Below are 16,560 nucleotides of genomic sequence, written 5' to 3'. Positions count from 1 at the left end.
TGCAACGACCTTACTGTGAAGACCACTTGCGCATCTCGTGAACGGATAAGCTCGCTTTTGGGGCTGTTCCTCAAGGGCGTTTCCCGACGCTGTTCCTTGGGGAGCACGGATTGTTCCGGGGGGAAGGGCGGGCGTCCATGTCCGATGCAGACCATCACGAGCCGTTCGGGGGCCGCACCCTGCTGCTCGTCTCGACGAACTACGCGCCGGAACTGACCGGCATCGGCCCGTACGCCGCGCAACTCGCCGAGCACTGGGCCGGCCGCGGAGCCGAGACACACGCACTGACCGGCATGCCGCACTATCCGTCCTGGCGGACCGACGCGGAGTACCGCGGAGTGTGGCGGGTCACCGAGGAACGGGCCGGGGTCATGGTGCATCGGCGAAGACATTACGTGCCGCCCCGTCAGACCGCTCTGCGCAGAGGGCTGTTCGAGGCAACGGTGCTCGGTCACGCCCTGCTCTCCCCGCCCGCGACACGCCCGCCGGACGCCGTGGTCGCCCAGCTGCCCAGCCTCGCCGGCGGGGTCGTCGGCGCCCGGCTGGCCCGCCGCCACCGGGTCCCGTACATACCCGTCGTGCAGGACCTGATGGGTGCCGCCGCCGCACAGAGCGGCATCCGGGGCGGGGGCAGGGCCGCCGCCGTGGCCTCGGCCGCCGAACGGTACGCGCTGCGCGCCGCGACCCTCGTCGGCGTCATCCACGAGAGCTTCGTCCCCCGCGTCACCGCGTACGGGGTCGACCCGGACCGCGTCCGCCTCGTGCCCAACTGGTCGCACGTGCGGACCCCTTCGGCCGACCGGGCCGCCACCCGGGCCCGGATGGGCTGGGGCGAGGGCACCCCGGTGGTCCTGCACTCCGGGAACATGGGCCTCAAACAGGGCCTGGAGGTCCTCGTCGACGCGGCCCGGCTCGCCCCGGAGATCCGCGTGGTGCTGATGGGGGACGGCAACCAGCGCGAGGAACTGCTGCGGCGCGCGGCGGGCCTGCGCAACCTCGACGTCCTGCCGCCCGCCGACGAGGACACGTTCACCGACGTCCTCGCCGCCGCCGACGTGCTCGCGGTGACCCAGCGGGCGTCCGTGCTCGACATGAGCGTCCCGTCCAAACTCACCTCGTACTTCGTCTCGGGCCGCCCCGTCGTCGGCTCCGTCGCCCGGGGCGGGGGCACCGCGCAGGAGATCCAGCGGTCCGGCGCCGGCCTCCTCGTCGCGCCGGAGGACCCGGCGGCCCTGCTGTCGGCCGTGCGCAAGCTCGTCGAAGCACCCGCCGAGGCGGACCTGCTCGGCGCCAACGGACCCCAGTACGTCACACGCCACCTGAGCCGGGAGGCGGGCCTGGCCCGTTTCGACGCGCTGCTCACCGAGGTCCTCGCGGACACACAAGGGAGACCACGCCGATGAACCAGCCGATCCGCGCCCTGGAGGACCAGGACGAACCCGCGCTGCTGAGGGACCAGTTCCGCCAGCTCCTGCGCTACCGGGCGCTGCTCGTCTCCGGCGTGGTCGTCGGCCTGCTCGGCGGCGGCTGGCTCGCCCTGAGCGGCGAGGAGAACTACACCTCGACGGGCGAGGTCGTCGTGCGCTCCGCCACCTCGGACCCCTTCGCCGCCGGAGCCTCCGCCGACAAGGGCATCAACATCGGCTCCGAGCGGCAGACCGCCGTCAGCGACACCGTGGGCAGCCTGGCCGCCGTCGTCCTGGCCCGGCAGGGCGACCCGGTGGAGGTCGGGCCGCTGCTCTCCGGCCTCCAGGTCACCAACCCGCCCAACACCCTCGCGCTCCGCTTCGCCTACACCGGCCGCACCCCCGAACTGGCCAGGGGCCGGGCCCAGGCACTGGCCGACGCCTATCTGGAGATACGCAGACAGCGCACCGAGAACAGCATCGCCCACATGGTCCAGGGTTACCGCGCCCAGCTGACCCCCCTCACCGAACAGCGCGACCAGCTGGCGGAACAGACCTCCGGCGGCAACGACGTGACCAGCGCACGGGCCAACCTCGTGGTCGCGATCTCCGAACTCAACCGGAAGATCTCCGAGTTGCGCGCCCTGGACACCACCCCCGGATACCTGACGAAGAAACCCGCCGCCCCCACCGGACCCACCGGTGCCGGACTGCCCCTGCTGCTGGGGCTCGGCGGCGTCGTCGGCCTCGCGCTCGGGCTGCTCCTGTCCTGGGTGCGCCTGGTCTTCGACCCGGCCGTGCGCTCCACCCGCGAACTGGTCCGCTCGCTCGGCGCCCCCCTGCTCGGCACCCTGCCCAGGGAACGCGCCACCGCCGGGACCCTGCTCGCCGTCGGCCGCGGCGGGAGCCGGCTCGCCGAGGAGTACCGGGCGGTGGCCTTCCGGCTCGCCTACGACCCGTCGTTCTCCCGGCGCCGCCGGCTCCTGGTCACGGCCCCGCGCGGGGACGGCGCCGCGGCGGCCGCCGCCGCGGTCAACCTGGCCGCGGCCTTCGCCGAGATGGGACGCGACGTCATCCTGGTCGAGGCCGACCTGCGCACCCCCTCCCTGGCCGGGGACCTGGGCCCCGCGGTGCAGGGCGTCCGGCCCCGGTGGGCGGCGGAGGGCGAACGGGCCTGGCCCTCGGACAGCCGGATGAACGTGGACGTACCGGGGTCGGGCGCCTTCACCCTGATAGCGGGCCGCCGCACCGGCAACGTGCCCCGCGCCCTGACCTCGCCCCCCGTCGGACGGATCATCGCCGAGGGCGACCGGCCCGACGCCGTCGTGATCGTGCTCGCCCCGCCCGTGCTGGCGTACGCCGACGCCGTCGCGCTCCTCGACCGGGTGGAGGGCGTCGTCGTGGTCTGCGACCCGCGCGACGTGCGCCGCAGCGACCTGGAACGGATCCGCGAGATCATCGAGGCGGCCGACGGCTCCGTGCTCGGGGCCCTGCTGCACCCCGCCCGCGGCCGCTACGAGCGCCGGGCCCTCAGGAAGGCCGGGAAGCGCCGCGCGAAGGCCGCCCGGTACGGCTCGGCCCCGGGCCCCGGCGGCAACGACCGCAGCGGCCCGGAGTACACCGGTGACCCCGCCGAGACCCTGGGCCTGCGCACCTTCGATTCCACCGCGGGACACGGATGAGGGCACGCACCGCGATCGTCTGCTCGGTCGCGGACCAGGGCGTGGCGGCGCTCACCAACATCCTGGTGCTGGTCACGGCCGCCCGTCTGTCCACCGTGGCCGACTTCGCCCGCTTCTCGGCGGTCTACCTCGTCTTCACCGTGCTGCTGGGGTCCTTCGGTGCCTACGTCGGCCAGCCGTTGGTGCTGCGCCGCGGCGACGCCGACGAGGTGCGCGGCTCCTGCCGGTCGGCGGTCGCCTTCACCCTGCTCGCGGCGGCGGCGCTCGGTGTTCCGACGGCCGCCGTCTGCCTCTCGCTGCCCGGCGCCACCGCACCGGCCCTGACGGCGCTGGGACTCGTCCTGCCGGTCGTCCTGGGCCAGGACACCATGCGCTACGCCTTCTCCACCCTGCACCTGCCGCACCTGGCGCTGACCGGCGACCTGCTCAGGCTCGGCTGCGCCCTGGGCGCGCTCCTCGCCCAGCCGCACGGCGCCCCGGCCGCCCGGCTCGTCGCCGTGTGGGGCCTGTCCGCGCTCCCGGCCCTGCTGCTGTCGGCCGTACTGCTGCACCGCAGGACGGCCGGTGCGCCCCTGCGCCCGGGAAGCCTGCTGCGCCGCGACCACCTGGGGCGGCGCTTCGTCGTGGAGTTCGGGGTGGGCAACGCCACCGGCCAGCTCTCCGTCCTCGGACTCGGAGCGGTCGGCAACCCCCTGGTGGTCGGTGCCCTGCGCGGCGCGACCACCCTCTTCGGGCCGCTGAACGTGCTGTTCACCTCGGCCACCGGATTCGGCCCGCCGCTGCTGGGCCGCATCCCCTCCGCACACCGCCGGACCCGGGCCGCCGCGGCGCTCGCCGCCGTCCTGGCCGCCACGGCCGCCGCCTGGACCACCGCACTTGCCCTGCTGCCCGACGGCGTCGGCCGTCGACTGCTCGGCGACACCTGGCCCACGGCCGCCGCCCTCCTCCCGGCGACCGGCAGCCAGTACGTGGCGATGGCCGTCGGCACCTGCGGGCTGCTGGCCCTGCGGATGCTCGACCCCCGCACCACGCTCCCCGTCCAGGTGGTCTTCTCGCTCACCGCCGCCGCCCTCCTCATCGGCGGATACGCGCTCGGCGGGGTGCCGGGCGCCGCCTGGGGCCTGTGCCTGGGCTCCGTCTGCAAGGCGGTGGCCACCTGGACCCGGGTGGCCCGGCTGGGGCGCCGCCCCGCAGCGAACCGGCCGCCGGTCAGCGCGGACGCCGTTCGCCCCGTTCCCGGAAGCTCGTGACCAGCAGCAGACAGAGCGCCGCGACGGCGAGCTTCCCGACGGACTGCAACAGCGGCCCGCGCAACAGGATGAAGGCGTACCCGGCGAGCAGCGGCACGGAGACGGCCGCCACACTGCCCGGCCCCGGCCCGTCCCGGGAGACCGCGCGCGCGTAGCGCCGGTCGGTGCGGGCGGCGACGTACCCGGCCAGGGCGAAGGCGCCCGCCATGCCCGGCGCGCCGAAGTCGACCCAGAGCTCGGCCCACAACGGCGCCGACAGGTTGGTCATCCGCATCCCCATCCACTGGCCGACGCGCACCCCGGTGTCCTCGGGCTTGCCGTCCCACACCGAACGGGGCACGAAGAACAGCGCGGAGCCCGCCAGTTGGCGCCCGTAGGTGTGGCCGCGGGTGTCGACCCAGGTGATGGCGTTGGCGAACATCACCGTCTGGTCGTAGTCCTTGGTGGCCAGCGGCTCGAACACCGACGACGACTCCACCGGCCGGTACCCGTCGCCGTCGTAGCGGAACCGGTCCGCGTACGGGAACACCACCAGCGCCCCCACCACCCCCAGCGCCAGCACCGAGCGGTACATCGCCGAACTGCTCGGGAACGCGGTGAACAGGAACGAGACCAGGACCGTCAGGAACCAGTAACGGGCGTTGGAGACGGGGTTGTTGACGACGACGTTGAGGAGCATCAGCGCGCCCCAGGCCAGCACCGTCGACGGGGAGCGGCGGGCCCGGCGCGACGTCACCAGCCGGCGCGTGCAGAAGAGCAGCCCGAGCAGCGCGGGCACCGTGCCGAAGCCCTTGAGGAAGGCCGACCCCACATTGGACCCCTCCGTCACCACACCGCTGGCCGCGACCGAGGCACTGATCTCCTGGCGGCTGGTGAAGAAGACGGCGGGGCCGCCCACCTTCATGACGTAGTAGCCGCTCGCGGCGAAGGCCAGCAGCACCAGCACCCTGAGCCGCCCCCGGTGCACGGTGGCCGGACCGGTCCCGAGGCGGGCGGCGGCCCGCCGGCGCAGCGGTCGGCGGTTCGCCAGCAGCGCCCCGAGGTCGAACGCGGCACAGCCCACCAGGACCAGCGCCACGGCCGTCACCAGATCCCCCCGCGGCCCCACCACCGGGGTGGGCGTCTGCCCGATCACCGCCTGCGCGAACGGCGCCACCCCCATCGCGATGTACACGAACATCCAGAAGATGCCCTGCAGCAGCCGCCGCCGGGTGGACAGGATCATCGTCGCGAGCCGGGCCCCCGCGTAGCAGGTCAGCACCAACTGGAGCCAGTACGCGTTGTCCCGGACGCCCGAACCGGGCTGGGCGGCGATCACCGCGGGCAGGAAGCACACCAGGCCGAGGATCAGCGGCACGGCCAGCGCGCGCGACAGCATCGCCCACGACATGGGCCCGGCCGGCGGCCGGACCGGTTCGCGCGGAACGCGCCCCGGCAGGGGCGCGGACGGTTCCGCCTCGTGCACGGACGTCATGCGCTCCCCGTTCCGTGGACCTGTGAACACTCTAACGAATCAACCCACTTGGGGCGGTTCGGCTGACTAGTCTGGCGGGGTCGGCCGAGGGCGAGGGGAACCCTGGTGAAGATCCTGCACATCGTCACGCTCCACACCCCGGACCACGCCTTCGGCGGTCCGACGCGGGTGGCGCTCAACCTGTCGAAGGTGCAGCGGGCCGCGGGCGACGACGCCCGGATCATGGCCCTGGGCGACGGCTTCGACGGACCGCTGCCGCGCGAGGTCGAGGGGGTGCCGGTCCACCTCTTCCGGGCCCGCCATCTGCTTCCCGTGTTCGAGGTCAGCGGCATCACCTCCGGGGCGCTCCTGCTCACCGCCCGCCGCATGATGCGCGGGGCCGACCTGGTCCACGTACACCTGATGCGCGACCTGGTGACCCTGCCCGCCGCACTGCTCGCCCTGGCCACCCGCACCCCGCTGGTCGTCCAGACCCACGGCATGGTGGACCCCACCGAGAACCGGGTCGCCCGGTTGACCGACCTCCTCGGGGTGCGCACGGTGCTGCGCCGCGCCGACGCCGTACTGCACCTGACCGAGACGGAACGCCTCGATGTGAACGCCGTCGCCGCACCGGTGCCGCTGACCCGCACCGTCCGGCTGGTCAACGGGGTGCGCCCGCAGCAACGCAAGCCCGCCCGGGAGCCGGGCCGGCCGCCCACGGTGCTCTTCCTGGCCCGCATCCAGGAACGCAAGCGCCCGGAGGACTTCGTCGCCGCGATGCCCGCGGTCCTGGCCCGCCACCCCGACGCCCGCTTCGTGCTGGCCGGACCCGACACCGGCGCCCTGCGCGGCACCCTGGAACTCGCCCGCGGGCTGGGGGTGACGGACTCGCTCGACCACGTGGGGCCGCTCGACCACGAGGCGGTCCTGGCGGCGGGACGGCAGGCCGATGTGTACGTGCTGCCGTCGATCGAGGAACCCCTGGGCGTGTCCGTCCTGGAGGCGATGTCGGTCGGCACCCCCGTGGTCGTCACCCGCACCTGCGGCCTCGCCCCCGACGTGGCACGGGCGGGAGCGGGCCGGGTGATCGACAGCCGGGTCGGCCAGGACGCGAGGAACGCGCGCGGGGTCGCCGACGCCGTACTGGAACTCCTCGAACCCGAGGCCAACGAACGGGCCGGCCGGGCGGCCTGGGACCTCGTCAACGAGGACTTCACCATCGAGGCCGTGGCCGGAGCCCTCCGGCGGACCTACGAGGACGTGGTCCGCCGGAGGGTTTGATGCCTCAAACCACCCTTCCCTCACGGGACTTGAGGCCGATCTGCCAACGGTAGAAGCTCATCGCCAGGGCGAAGTCGAGCCCGGCCCGCCCGTCGAGGAACCCCCGCCGGTACACGTACATGTACGCGAACGACACCAGTGGCTTGAACGGCGCCTTGTGGAACAGCTGCCCCTGGCGCGACTTCACCCTCCGCACCTGCTCCTTCACCTCGGGATGGTGCTCCAGCCACGCCTCCCAGTCGGAGTAGCGGTTGTGCCGCTCGAACCAGGCGGTGACCGGGTCGAGGTCCTGGTGCTCGATCGGGTTGCGCAGGGTGCCGACCGACTCGGCGACGGGCTGGTAGTGCCCCTCGACCTCGCCGATGCCCGGCGCGTCGAGGTCCCCCACCTCCGGGTACCGGCAGCGGGTCCGGTCGGTCAGCGACCGTTTGCGGATGGTGTAGCCGTGCCGCAGCCGCTTCCCGGAGAACCAGTAACCGAGCGGGATGTCGTACGCGGCGGCCCCGGGCCCGCCGGGAGCGGAGAAGACCTGCCGCAGCTCGGCCAGCAGACCGGGACCGATCCGCTCGTCCCCGTCGAGCAGCAGGATCCAGTCCAGGTCCGTGCGGACGTGGTCCAGACACCACTGCTTCTTGCGGGGATGCCCGCCGTCCCAGGTGTACGCGACCACCTCGGCCCCGCACTCCTCGGCGATCTTCGCCGTGTCGTCCGTGCTGTGCGAGTCGACGACGACGACCGCCTCGAAGTGGCCGAGCACCGACCCCACCGCCTCGGCGATGTTGAGCCCCTCGTTCTTCGTGGGGATCACCACGGCTATCGGCAGCCTGTTCATCGGGAGTCTCCTTCGGGCAGCCAGGCGTAGCAGCCGGTCGAGGTGAAGGCGCGGGCCGACGCGGGCACGGTGATCCCGCTCCGCTTCCCGGCGGCGGCCGAGCCCGAGGTCAGGTCCCGGCCGTCCGCGCCGGTGATCCGCCAACTGCAGTTCCCGGTGGGGGAGACGCTGCGGTAGCGGCCGGGCCGGACACCGTCGCCCTCGTACGTGCCGTCCGCGTACCCCCGGCCGGCCTCCCGCAGCAGGTCCCGGTGCCGGGTGCAGAGGTTCTCCACGGCGGGCCGTGCGTCGGCGATCTCGCCCGTCACGATCGCGCCGACCGCCACGTCCCGGTCGGCCCTCACCAGGTAGTCCAGCCTGTCGCAGGTCTCCTGGCCGGTCTGGAGCACGGCCGCCGGGTCCATGCCCCGGGGCACCCGGTCGGTCAGGTACTTCTTCTGCTCCTTCGTGAAGGAGCCGGTGGCCGGGGCGAGTTCGTCGGCGGACAGTTTCGGCGGTTCGCCCGTCCGCGGGGCCGAGGGGGTGCCGGACGCGGTGGTGCCGGGACCGGACGACGGGGCCGCGAGCGGCGCCCGGCTCGCCGCGGGCCCGGCCACCCGGTCCGCCTCCCGGTCCGGGGAGGACGAGCCGCAGGCGGCCAGCACCGCCGCGAGTACGGCGACGGCACCGGCCCGGAACGGATACCTCATCCACCCGTCCTCAGCGCGTAGTGGGAACTGACCTGCGCACCGCTCAGCGCGGTCGGGTAGACGGCGGTCTCGTCGATCTGCCCGGCGAAGAAGTTGCTCGTCGGCCTGCTCGGCCAGCCGTTCAGATTGTCCCCGCCGACCCGCCAGTAGCCGTCGTACTTCTCGTTGCCGGTGTACAGGGCGGACGAGGCGCGGAGCTGCCCGTCCACGTACAGCGCCATGCCGCCGGGGCCCTGCGTGGCGACCACGTGGTGCCAGGCGCCGTTGTTGTAGGCGGAGGGCGTGGTGACGGTCCGGGCGCTGCCGCTCTTCACCCCGAAGACCAGCCGGCCGTCGTCACGCATGTACACGTGCTTGTCGTACTGGGTGCTGTTCTGCATGGTCAGATTGGAGAAGCCGATGATCCTTCCCCCCTTGGTGGTCGTGGTTTTGATCCAGGTCTCCACCGAGAACCTGGCCGGCTGCGGGTGGCGCCGGTTGCTGTACGCGTACTGGTTCGAGCCGTTGAAGCCGATCGCGGTCGACGGGCCCGCGACGGCCGCCGGGGTCTGGCGGTAGGCGGGGGAGTTGCGCAGGAACCCGTTGTCCAGCCCCGGGCCGGTGCCACCGGCGAAGGTCGAGGAGCCCTCGTCGTACCGCCAGTAGAGCGAGGCGCCGTCGGCCAGCACCTTGGCGGGGTACTTCTCGGCCGCGGACGTCACGGTGGCGGACACAGCGGCCGATTTGGCGCTGGTGTTGGTGCCGTCGCTCGCGCTGATCCGGTACGAGTGGGTCTCGCCCGCGGCCACGTCCGTGTCGGTCCACCGCAGCTGCGGCCGGTCCCAGAACAGCGAGTACCCCGTCGTGGTGTGCACCGGGGTGCTCGCGCCGTCCTTGTAGACGCGGTAGGTGAGTTCCCCGTCGTCGGTGTCGAAGCTGGTCTGCCAGTTGACCTCCACCTTGCCCGGGGAGACCGTGGACAGGCTGACGTTGGGCACCCACGGGGCACCGGTGTCGGGCCCGTCGGCGAACCGGGTCAGGCCCTGCTGGGCGGAGCCGTTGACGGTGGTGAACTCGCCGCCGACCCAGAGGTAGTGGTGGCCGCCGCTGTCGGCCTGTGCCATCACCCGGGGACCGACCGGTTCCCCGATCCCGTCGTTGGTGTCCGGGAACCAGGGGAGCAGCTTCGGGTCGTCGACGGACTGGGCCAGCAGGTGCTTGCGCGGCTGGTTGGGGAACTCGCCCATGCTGGCGCAGTCGTGCGCGTGACTCCCGCTGTACAGCACGCCCTTGTGCACCAGGACGGCCTGGGTGGCGCCCAGGCAGGTGTCCCGCCAGCGCTGCTCGAAGTCGCCGAGGTCCAGCGCGATCCGGCCGTCGAACACACCGCCCCCGGTGCCCTCGTTGGCGGTGTAGAAGCCGGTGGCGTCCGTGGTGAGGTCCTGCACCGTCGAGGTGTCGGGGATGAAACCGGCCGGGTAGCTCTTCCGCACGGCCCCGCTCGTGGCGTCCACCACCGCCAGCGCGTGCGAGGTGGTGCCGTTGACGGTGAAGAAGTCACCGCCGAGCAGGACGTGCTTGCGGTCGGGCGTCAGCTCCACGGCCCGGCCCACCTCGTCCGCGTCGGCCTTCCACGGCTTCAGCGCGCCCGCCGTGGTGACCGCGGCGAACATCTTCCGGGCCTGCCCCGCGACGCTGGTGAAGTCGCCGCCCAGATAGACGGTGTCGGCGGTGACGGCGAGGGCCCGGACCGTCGCGGACACGGCGAACTTGAAGTCCTGGCGCGGGGTGCAGGTCGCGACGTCGATCGCGGCGATGTTGCTCACCCCGACCCCGTTCACCGACCCGAACCGCCCACCGGCGTAGAGGGTCTTCTGGTCCGGCGAGAGCGCCAGGGAACGCACGGTCGCGGTGCCCGACGAGACCGTGAACGACAGGCTGCACCCGGCCGGTGCGCCCGTCGCCGCGTCGAACGCGGCGAAGTTCACCGCGGGCTGCTCCGAGGTGCCCGGCGCGGCGTCCGGCGGCCGGACCGTGGAGAAGGTGCCGCCGGTGTAGACGACACCGGCGTCCGACGCGGCCATCGACCAGACGATGCCGTTGGTCTGCCAGGTGGCGAGGTCGTCCGCGGTCAGGGCGACCGGCGGGGTGAGGGCCGCGGCCGGGCCGCCCCCGGACGCGGCGGCGGTCAGTGCTCCGGCGAGCAGACAGAGGGCCGCGGCCGCCGCACGCGTCCGGCCCCCCTTGAAGGGTCTGTGCCCCGTGGTCGGTTTCATCATTCGGCTCCGAAGGTGAGAACGGTCCGCGGCCCGGGGGCCGCGCTTGTCGCCCCTCCCCACCGGCGGCGGGGACGGACCGTCCCGCTTCCGGCGGGGGCGGGCACATGGGCGTGGCCGGAGCGGACCGCCCCGGCCCCTGCGGGCGCGTCCGTGACGGTTCCCGGCGCCGCCGCCCGGCAGGGCGACGGCCGGGCTGCGCGGTGGTGCGCCGGTCCGGTCCGGGGAAGGGCGCCGGACGCGCGAAGGCCCCTCATCGGTCCACCCGCACGGAGGCCCCGGCGAGCTGGTCGGACAGCTGGCGGATGTCCGCCTCGACCATGATCCTGGCGAGCTCCCGCGAACGCACGGCCGGTTTCCAGCCGAGCAGTTCCTCGGCCTTCGTGGCGTCCCCGATCAGCGCGTCGACCTCGCTGGGACGCTCGTACTTGGCGTCGTAGCGGACGTGTTCGCGCCAGTCCAGGCCCGCGTGCGCGAAGGCGTACTCCAGGAACTGCCGGACGCTCACGCCCTCGCCGGTGGCCACCACGTAGTCGTCCGGCTCGTCGCACTGGAGCATCCGCCACATCGCGTCGACGTATTCGGGGGCATAGCCCCAGTCGCGCACGGCGTCGAGGTTGCCCAGATGGAGATGGGTCTGCAGACCCGCCTTGATCCTGGCCACCCCGCGGGTGATCTTCCGGGTCACGAAGGTCTCGCCGCGCCGCGGCGACTCGTGGTTGAAGAGGATCCCGTTGACCGCGAACATCCCGTACGCCTCACGGTAGTTGACCGTCGCCCAGTACGAGTAGACCTTCGCGACACTGTACGGGCTGCGCGGGTGGAACGGGGTCTTCTCGTTCTGCGGGGGCGGAGTGGCGCCGAACATCTCCGACGACGAGGCCTGGTAGATCCGGGTGTCGATGCCGCTCGCCCGGACCGCCTCCAGCAGCCGGATGGTGCCGAGCCCGGTGATGTCGCCCGTGTACAGCGGCGCGTCGAACGAGACGCGTACGTGCGACTGCGCGCCCAGGTTGTAGACCTCGTCCGGCCGGATGTCGCGCAGCAGGTTCACCAGCGCGACCCCGTCGGCGAGGTCGGCGTGGTGCAGGACGAACGTGCGGTTCTCCTCCTCCGGGCCCTGGTAGATGTGGTCTATGCGCTCGGTGTTGAAGCTCGACGAGCGGCGTATCAGTCCATGGACCGTGTACCCCTTGTCGAGCAGCAACTCGGACAGATACGAACCGTCCTGTCCGGTCACGCCGGTGATGAGCGCGGTCTTCGCCACGTCTCCCCCTATCTGTGGTCGGCCGGGAGGCTGTTGTTCCCCGCCGGGAATTTCTCACCGAAACATCGGATTCGGGCGATCTGCGGCACAACGTCACCGCGGGCCGCCGCTGCTGGCAGAATCCGGGCCATGACGACTGATCTCCCCGGCTCTCCCCAGGAATCCGTCCACCCCCTCCTCCTGCGGTCCGGTGCCCGTGTGTTCGTCGCGGGGCACCGGGGCCTGGTCGGCTCGGCGGTGGTGCGCCGCCTCGCCGCCGAGGGGTACGAGGTGATCACCCGCGACCGCGACCGCCTCGACCTGCGCGACGCCGCGCGGACCGGGGCCTTCCTTCGGGAGACCCGTCCGGACGCCGTGGTGCTGGCCGCCGCCAGGGTCGGCGGGATCATGGCCAACAGCACGTACCCGGTGCAGTTCCTGGAGGACAACCTGCACATCCAGCTGAGCGTCGTGTCCGGGGCGCACGCGGCCGGTGTCGAGCGGCTGCTCCTCCTCGGCTCGTCCTGCATCTACCCCCGGCTCGCCCCGCAGCCGATCCCCGAAAGCGCCCTGCTCACCGGGCCGTTGGAGCCGACCAACGAGGCGTACGCGCTGGCCAAGATCGCCGGGGTCGTGCAGATCCGGTCCTACCGGCGGCAGTACGGTGCCTCGTACATCAGCGCCATGCCCACCAACCTCTACGGTCCGGGCGACAACTTCGATCCGGAGTCCTCGCACGTCCTGCCCGCGCTGATCCGCCGCTTCCACGAGGCGCGCCGGGACGGTTCGCCCGAGGTCACGCTCTGGGGCTCCGGAAGCCCCCGCCGCGAATTCCTGCACGTGGACGACCTGGCCGCCGCGTGCCTTCTGCTGCTGGAGCGCTACGACGGCGACGAACCGGTCAACATCGGCTGCGGAGAGGATCTGACGATCCGTGAACTCGCCTCCCTGGTAGGGGAGGTGACGGGATATCCGGGAAGAACCGGATGGGACGCGACGAAGCCCGACGGCACCCCCCGCAAGCTGCTGGACGTCTCCCGGCTCACCGCGCTCGGCTTCGCGCCGCGGATCGGGCTGCGCGACGGCATCTGCGGCACCTACGCGTGGTGGCTGGAGCAGCAGGACGCGCGGGGCTGAGCCGGACCGTGCCCGGTGGTCGCGTTCCCTCGTGTTCCGCATCGACGGCCGCCGCCCTCAGTACGCCCCGCGGCCGTCGGTGACGGCGCGCAGCGTACGGGCCATGAGCCCCATGTCCGTGGCCACCGACCAGTTGTCGACGTACCACAGGTCGAGCGAGACCGTCTCCTGCCAGGACAGATCCGAACGGCCGCTGACCTGCCACAGGCCGGTCAGTCCGGGTTTCACCGCGAGCCGCCGCAACTCGCGCTCGTCGTAGCGGGAGACCTCCTCCGGGAGCGGGGGCCGCGGGCCGACCAGCGACATGTCGCCGCGCAACACGTTGAGCAGTTGCGGTAATTCGTCGAGAGAGGTGCGGCGCAACAGGCGTCCGATCCGGGTCACCCGGGGATCGCGGCGCATCTTGAACATCGGGCCTTCGATCTCGTTCGCCGCGACCAGCTGGGTCTTGTGGCGTTCGGCGTCCACCACCATGGTCCGGAACTTCCACATCGTGAACGGCCGGTTGTGCCGGCCCTGCCGGGTCTGGCGGTGGAACACCGGCCCGTCGGAGGCGATCCGCACCGACGCACCGATCAGCAGCAGCAGGGGGGCCAGGACCAGCAGGCCGAGGGCGGCGCCTACGCGGTCCACGACGGCCTTGAGGAACGGTTGCGGCCCCCGGCGCAGGGGCGGTGCGACATGCAGCAGGGTGAGTCCGGCCGCGGCGACGGGCCGGACCCGGCCGGCCGCGACGCCGGAGAGCCCCGACAGCACGGACAGCGAGAGCCCGCCGTCGTGCAGGCCCCAGAAGAGCCGGCGCAGCCGTTCCTCGGAGAGCTGCGGCCCCGGCACCACCAGCGCCAGGTCGGCGTCCTGGGCGAAGGCCCCGCCCAGCACCGTGGACACGTCGTCGTCGGCCGGTTCCGGTGCGAGCCGGCCCGGCACCGGCACCCCGCACTCCAGCGGCGCGCCGCCCACCGGTATCGCGGCCACGACCGAGTACGGATGACCCGCACGGGACGCGAGCGAGCGGACGACCCGGTCCACCCCCGCGGCCTCACCGACGACCAGCACCCGCCGGACGGCCCGCTCGCGGCGCCCCGGCCACGGCAGTCGCCGCGCCGCCTGCGCCGTGAAGCCCACCAGCAGACCGGGCAGCAGGGCCACGACGGCCGTCCGAGGGTCGGTCGAACCACCGGTCACGGTGCGCAGCACGGCGAGCGTGCCTATGAGCAGCAGCCAGTCGCCGGCCGCGCCGGATATCTTCGGCGGCCGTTGCGCGTACCGGCCGCGCACGGACCGCACGACGAACCACACCAGTGCGGCCGCGACGGCGGCGAACACACTGCGCGGCTGCCCGCCGCTCCACAGGACGAACCATGCCGGAACCCCGAGTCCCAGCAGTTCGGCGCCGACGACGACCGGCGGGAACCGGACCGCTCCCCGCTTCGCCGCGGTCGGTCCGCAGGGGTCGTGCGGTACGACCGGTGCCCTCCACAGTTCGTCAAGTCCGTTGCCGCGAGGCCGGTTCGGAACGGGGCGCGGGCGCGGTGCCCCCGCCAGCCCCACGAATCCTGATCGGTCCGAATCGGGTAGCTCGACATGCCCCATGAACCCCCCAGTCACAGTTGCATCGCCACAAACGGGGCGCATCCGCCGATCCCATGGACTGACGGATGCGCCCTCGCTCGGTGCACGATATCCACAGACGTGCCATTTCGCTGGAGTTCTCGTGAAGTTCAGACATGCGCACTGACTCGGATCTCGTCCCGTTCCGTGCCGGATCCTGTGGTATGTGGGTGACTGTCGGCATTTGGAAGGCACCTGAATCGGGTTGTGTGCGGACATGTGCGCCATCGACTGCGTGGCCCGTCCACCAGGTTCGTCCGCGACCGCGCGGTGCCGGGAGACCTTCCCCGGCCAACAAACGAATGAACGGGCGCGAGGTGACGCCCCGGGGGGAACGGGGCCGGAATCTCACGTTCAGGGCGTGGTGGCGGCATATGCCGTGGCTCTGCGGCGGCCGTGGGAGGGGGTGGTGACGCGGGGCGCGGGACCGTCGGGAGGAGCGGACGGGGGCGGTCGATGGCCGGATCGTTTCGCCGCATCCGATCGGGCCCGTGCGCCGGTGTCCGCGCCCGTGCCCGGGTCCGTGCGCCCGTGTTCGGGACCGCTCGCTTCCCGGGGCGTTCGCGGCGCGCGACCGCGCCCGTGCGTGCCGACGCCCCGGGCGCGGGGCGTCCGGGGCGTGCGGTCGTCGGGCGCGCGCCGGGCCGGCGCCACGGGTCAGCGGTTGTCGAGCTTCTTCCCGGACCGGGGCGGCCAGGCGGCCGTGCCCCGCCCGGGTGCCAGGTGGTCGACCACCTCGGCCAGCTCCTCGCAGGCCCGCTCGATCCTGGACCGGACGTTGTTCTGCTCGGTCACCACCGCCGCGAGCAGGAGCGCGGTCAGGGCCACGGAACCGTTGAAAACGGTGAGGTCGACCATCACGTGCAGGATGCTCCGGCCCGCGAACGGGCCCACTCCCTCCGCGGCCGCCACGGCGGCCAGGACCGACACCAGGAAGGCGCAGGGCGCGCTGCCCGCCAGCTGGAAGCGCAGGGCCGCCCAGATGAGCAGCGGGAACACCAGGTAGATCAGCGCCAGCGAGCCCCTGGTAGCCGACAGCGCCACCGCGGCGGAGACGACCAGCAGCGCGCCCGCCTCGACCCACCGGTCGGTGGCCCGCGGCATCCGCGCCCGGCGCAGCACGAGCAGCAGGGGAGTGACCACCAGGACGCCCATCGCGTCCCCCGACCACCACGCCGCCCAGACCGGCCAGAACCCGTCCAGGGGCAGTTTGCCGTCCAGCACCAGCATGCCCGTGCCCACGGTCGCGCTGATCACCATGCCGCCCAGCGCGCCGAGGAAGACGAGCACGACACCGTCGCGCAGCCGGTCCAGCTCCCTGCGGAAACCGGCCCTGCGCAGTATGAGGTACGAACAGAGGGGGGCCAGGGTGTTGCCTGCCACGACGACGAAGGTGGAGGGCGTGACCGAGCCGCTGAGCGTGGCGACCACGAGGAGCGAGCCCAGCGCGATGCCGGGCCAGACCCCCGGGCCCAGGCAGAGCAGGGCGCCCAGCGCGATGCCGGTGGGCGGCCACAGCGGGGTGACGACCGCGCCGTGGACGGACACCTCCTGGATCAGGCCGAGCCCTCCGGCCGCGTAGTAGGCAGCGGCGACGGCCAGGTTGCGCAGTGCGGCCGCGGCCGCACGTCCGGTTCTCTCGCTGCGGATCACACATCTCATCAGACACCGCCCGGACGGGTGGCGGCCGTCTGACACGCGCGGCCCGGCGGGTC

Annotated in this window: 12 protein-coding genes; 5 read left to right on the top strand and 7 right to left on the bottom strand. The window is 72.9% G+C overall.

Annotated features, from left to right (window positions below; all coding sequences use genetic code 11):
• The first annotated feature begins 137 nt into the window (after positions 1-137).
• Genes EAO76_RS11170 through EAO76_RS11160 form a run of 3 tightly spaced genes read left to right on the top strand, consistent with a single transcriptional unit; the run spans position 138 to position 4,338 of the window.
• Positions 138-1,403, top strand: coding sequence for a glycosyltransferase (locus EAO76_RS11170; RefSeq protein ID WP_148835766.1), 1,266 nt, complete (start codon positions 138-140; stop codon positions 1,401-1,403).
• Positions 1,400-3,088: a CpsD/CapB family tyrosine-protein kinase gene (locus EAO76_RS11165; protein WP_148835765.1), complete on the top strand. Its 1,689-nt coding sequence runs from the start codon at positions 1,400-1,402 to the stop codon at positions 3,086-3,088. Before EAO76_RS11170 ends, EAO76_RS11165 begins: the two co-directional genes overlap by 4 nt.
• Positions 3,085-4,338 carry a hypothetical protein gene (locus EAO76_RS11160; protein WP_148835764.1) on the top strand — a complete coding sequence of 418 codons (1,254 nt, stop codon included), beginning with the start codon at positions 3,085-3,087 and terminating at the stop codon, positions 4,336-4,338. Before EAO76_RS11165 ends, EAO76_RS11160 begins: the two co-directional genes overlap by 4 nt.
• On the opposite strand, the gene EAO76_RS11155 is transcribed toward EAO76_RS11160, so the two are convergent.
• Positions 4,298-5,812 (bottom strand): hypothetical protein, encoded by a 1,515-nt coding sequence (locus EAO76_RS11155; protein WP_187438556.1) that lies wholly within the window; start codon positions 5,810-5,812, stop codon positions 4,298-4,300. The genes EAO76_RS11160 and EAO76_RS11155 overlap by 41 nt on opposite strands.
• A gap of 105 nt (positions 5,813-5,917) precedes the next feature.
• Here EAO76_RS11155 and EAO76_RS11150 point away from each other — a divergent pair, with 105 nt between their 5' ends.
• Complete coding sequence (locus EAO76_RS11150) at positions 5,918-7,075, top strand: glycosyltransferase (protein ID WP_148835763.1); 1,158 nt, start codon at positions 5,918-5,920, stop codon at positions 7,073-7,075.
• Between the two features lie 4 nt (positions 7,076-7,079).
• Here EAO76_RS11150 and EAO76_RS11145 read toward each other — a convergent pair whose 3' ends face one another.
• The 4 genes from EAO76_RS11145 to gmd all read right to left on the bottom strand — a co-directional run bounded on the left by EAO76_RS11145 (position 7,080) and on the right by gmd (position 12,118).
• The gene (locus EAO76_RS11145) at positions 7,080-7,907 is read right to left on the bottom strand and encodes a glycosyltransferase family 2 protein (RefSeq protein ID WP_148835762.1); all 828 of its coding nucleotides are present in this window, start codon (positions 7,905-7,907) and stop codon (positions 7,080-7,082) included.
• The gene (locus EAO76_RS11140; RefSeq protein WP_148835761.1) at positions 7,904-8,596 is read right to left on the bottom strand and encodes a hypothetical protein; all 693 of its coding nucleotides are present in this window, start codon (positions 8,594-8,596) and stop codon (positions 7,904-7,906) included. The genes EAO76_RS11145 and EAO76_RS11140 overlap by 4 nt, the downstream gene beginning before the upstream one ends.
• The gene (locus EAO76_RS11135; protein ID WP_399461883.1) at positions 8,593-10,854 is read right to left on the bottom strand and encodes a LamG-like jellyroll fold domain-containing protein; all 2,262 of its coding nucleotides are present in this window, start codon (positions 10,852-10,854) and stop codon (positions 8,593-8,595) included. Before EAO76_RS11135 ends, EAO76_RS11140 begins: the two co-directional genes overlap by 4 nt.
• Positions 10,855-11,104: 250 nt before the next feature.
• Positions 11,105-12,118 (bottom strand): GDP-mannose 4,6-dehydratase, encoded by a 1,014-nt coding sequence (gmd, locus tag EAO76_RS11130; protein WP_148835759.1) that lies wholly within the window; start codon positions 12,116-12,118, stop codon positions 11,105-11,107.
• 129 nt (positions 12,119-12,247) lie between these two features.
• Between gmd and EAO76_RS11125 the strand changes: the two genes are divergently transcribed.
• Positions 12,248-13,234 carry a GDP-L-fucose synthase gene (locus EAO76_RS11125; RefSeq protein ID WP_148835758.1) on the top strand — a complete coding sequence of 329 codons (987 nt, stop codon included), beginning with the start codon at positions 12,248-12,250 and terminating at the stop codon, positions 13,232-13,234.
• A gap of 57 nt (positions 13,235-13,291) precedes the next feature.
• Here the strand turns inward: EAO76_RS11125 and EAO76_RS11120 are convergent, their stop codons facing one another.
• Positions 13,292-14,785, bottom strand: a complete 1,494-nt coding sequence (locus EAO76_RS11120) for an exopolysaccharide biosynthesis polyprenyl glycosylphosphotransferase (RefSeq protein ID WP_262375383.1) — start codon at positions 14,783-14,785, stop codon at positions 13,292-13,294.
• Between the two features lie 717 nt (positions 14,786-15,502).
• On the bottom strand, positions 15,503-16,498 hold the full coding sequence (locus tag EAO76_RS11115; RefSeq protein ID WP_148835756.1) for an MASE1 domain-containing protein: 996 nt from the start codon (positions 16,496-16,498) through the stop codon (positions 15,503-15,505).
• Between the last annotated feature and the right edge of the window lie 62 nt (positions 16,499-16,560).

Origin of the sequence: Streptomyces sp. sk2.1 (genome assembly GCF_008120935.1) — a bacterium.
GTDB lineage: Bacteria > Actinomycetota > Actinomycetes > Streptomycetales > Streptomycetaceae > Streptomyces.
Note: the sequence above shows the minus strand (reverse complement) of the source record. Positions and strands in the feature narration are given on the sequence as shown.

Excerpts from the sequence above, each read along its gene's own strand:
- EAO76_RS11135 (WP_399461883.1), bottom strand. The coding sequence starts at position 10,854 with ATGATGAAACCGACCACGGGGCACAGACCCTTCAAGGGGGGCCGGACG.
- EAO76_RS11140 (WP_148835761.1), bottom strand. The coding sequence starts at position 8,596 with ATGAGGTATCCGTTCCGGGCCGGTGCCGTCGCCGTACTCGCGGCGGTG.
- EAO76_RS11170 (WP_148835766.1), top strand. The coding sequence starts at position 138 with ATGTCCGATGCAGACCATCACGAGCCGTTCGGGGGCCGCACCCTGCTG.
- EAO76_RS11160 (WP_148835764.1), top strand. The coding sequence starts at position 3,085 with ATGAGGGCACGCACCGCGATCGTCTGCTCGGTCGCGGACCAGGGCGTG.
- EAO76_RS11165 (WP_148835765.1), top strand. The coding sequence starts at position 1,400 with ATGAACCAGCCGATCCGCGCCCTGGAGGACCAGGACGAACCCGCGCTG.
- EAO76_RS11145 (WP_148835762.1), bottom strand. The coding sequence starts at position 7,907 with ATGAACAGGCTGCCGATAGCCGTGGTGATCCCCACGAAGAACGAGGGG.
- EAO76_RS11155 (WP_187438556.1), bottom strand. The coding sequence starts at position 5,812 with ATGACGTCCGTGCACGAGGCGGAACCGTCCGCGCCCCTGCCGGGGCGC.
- EAO76_RS11125 (WP_148835758.1), top strand. The coding sequence starts at position 12,248 with ATGACGACTGATCTCCCCGGCTCTCCCCAGGAATCCGTCCACCCCCTC.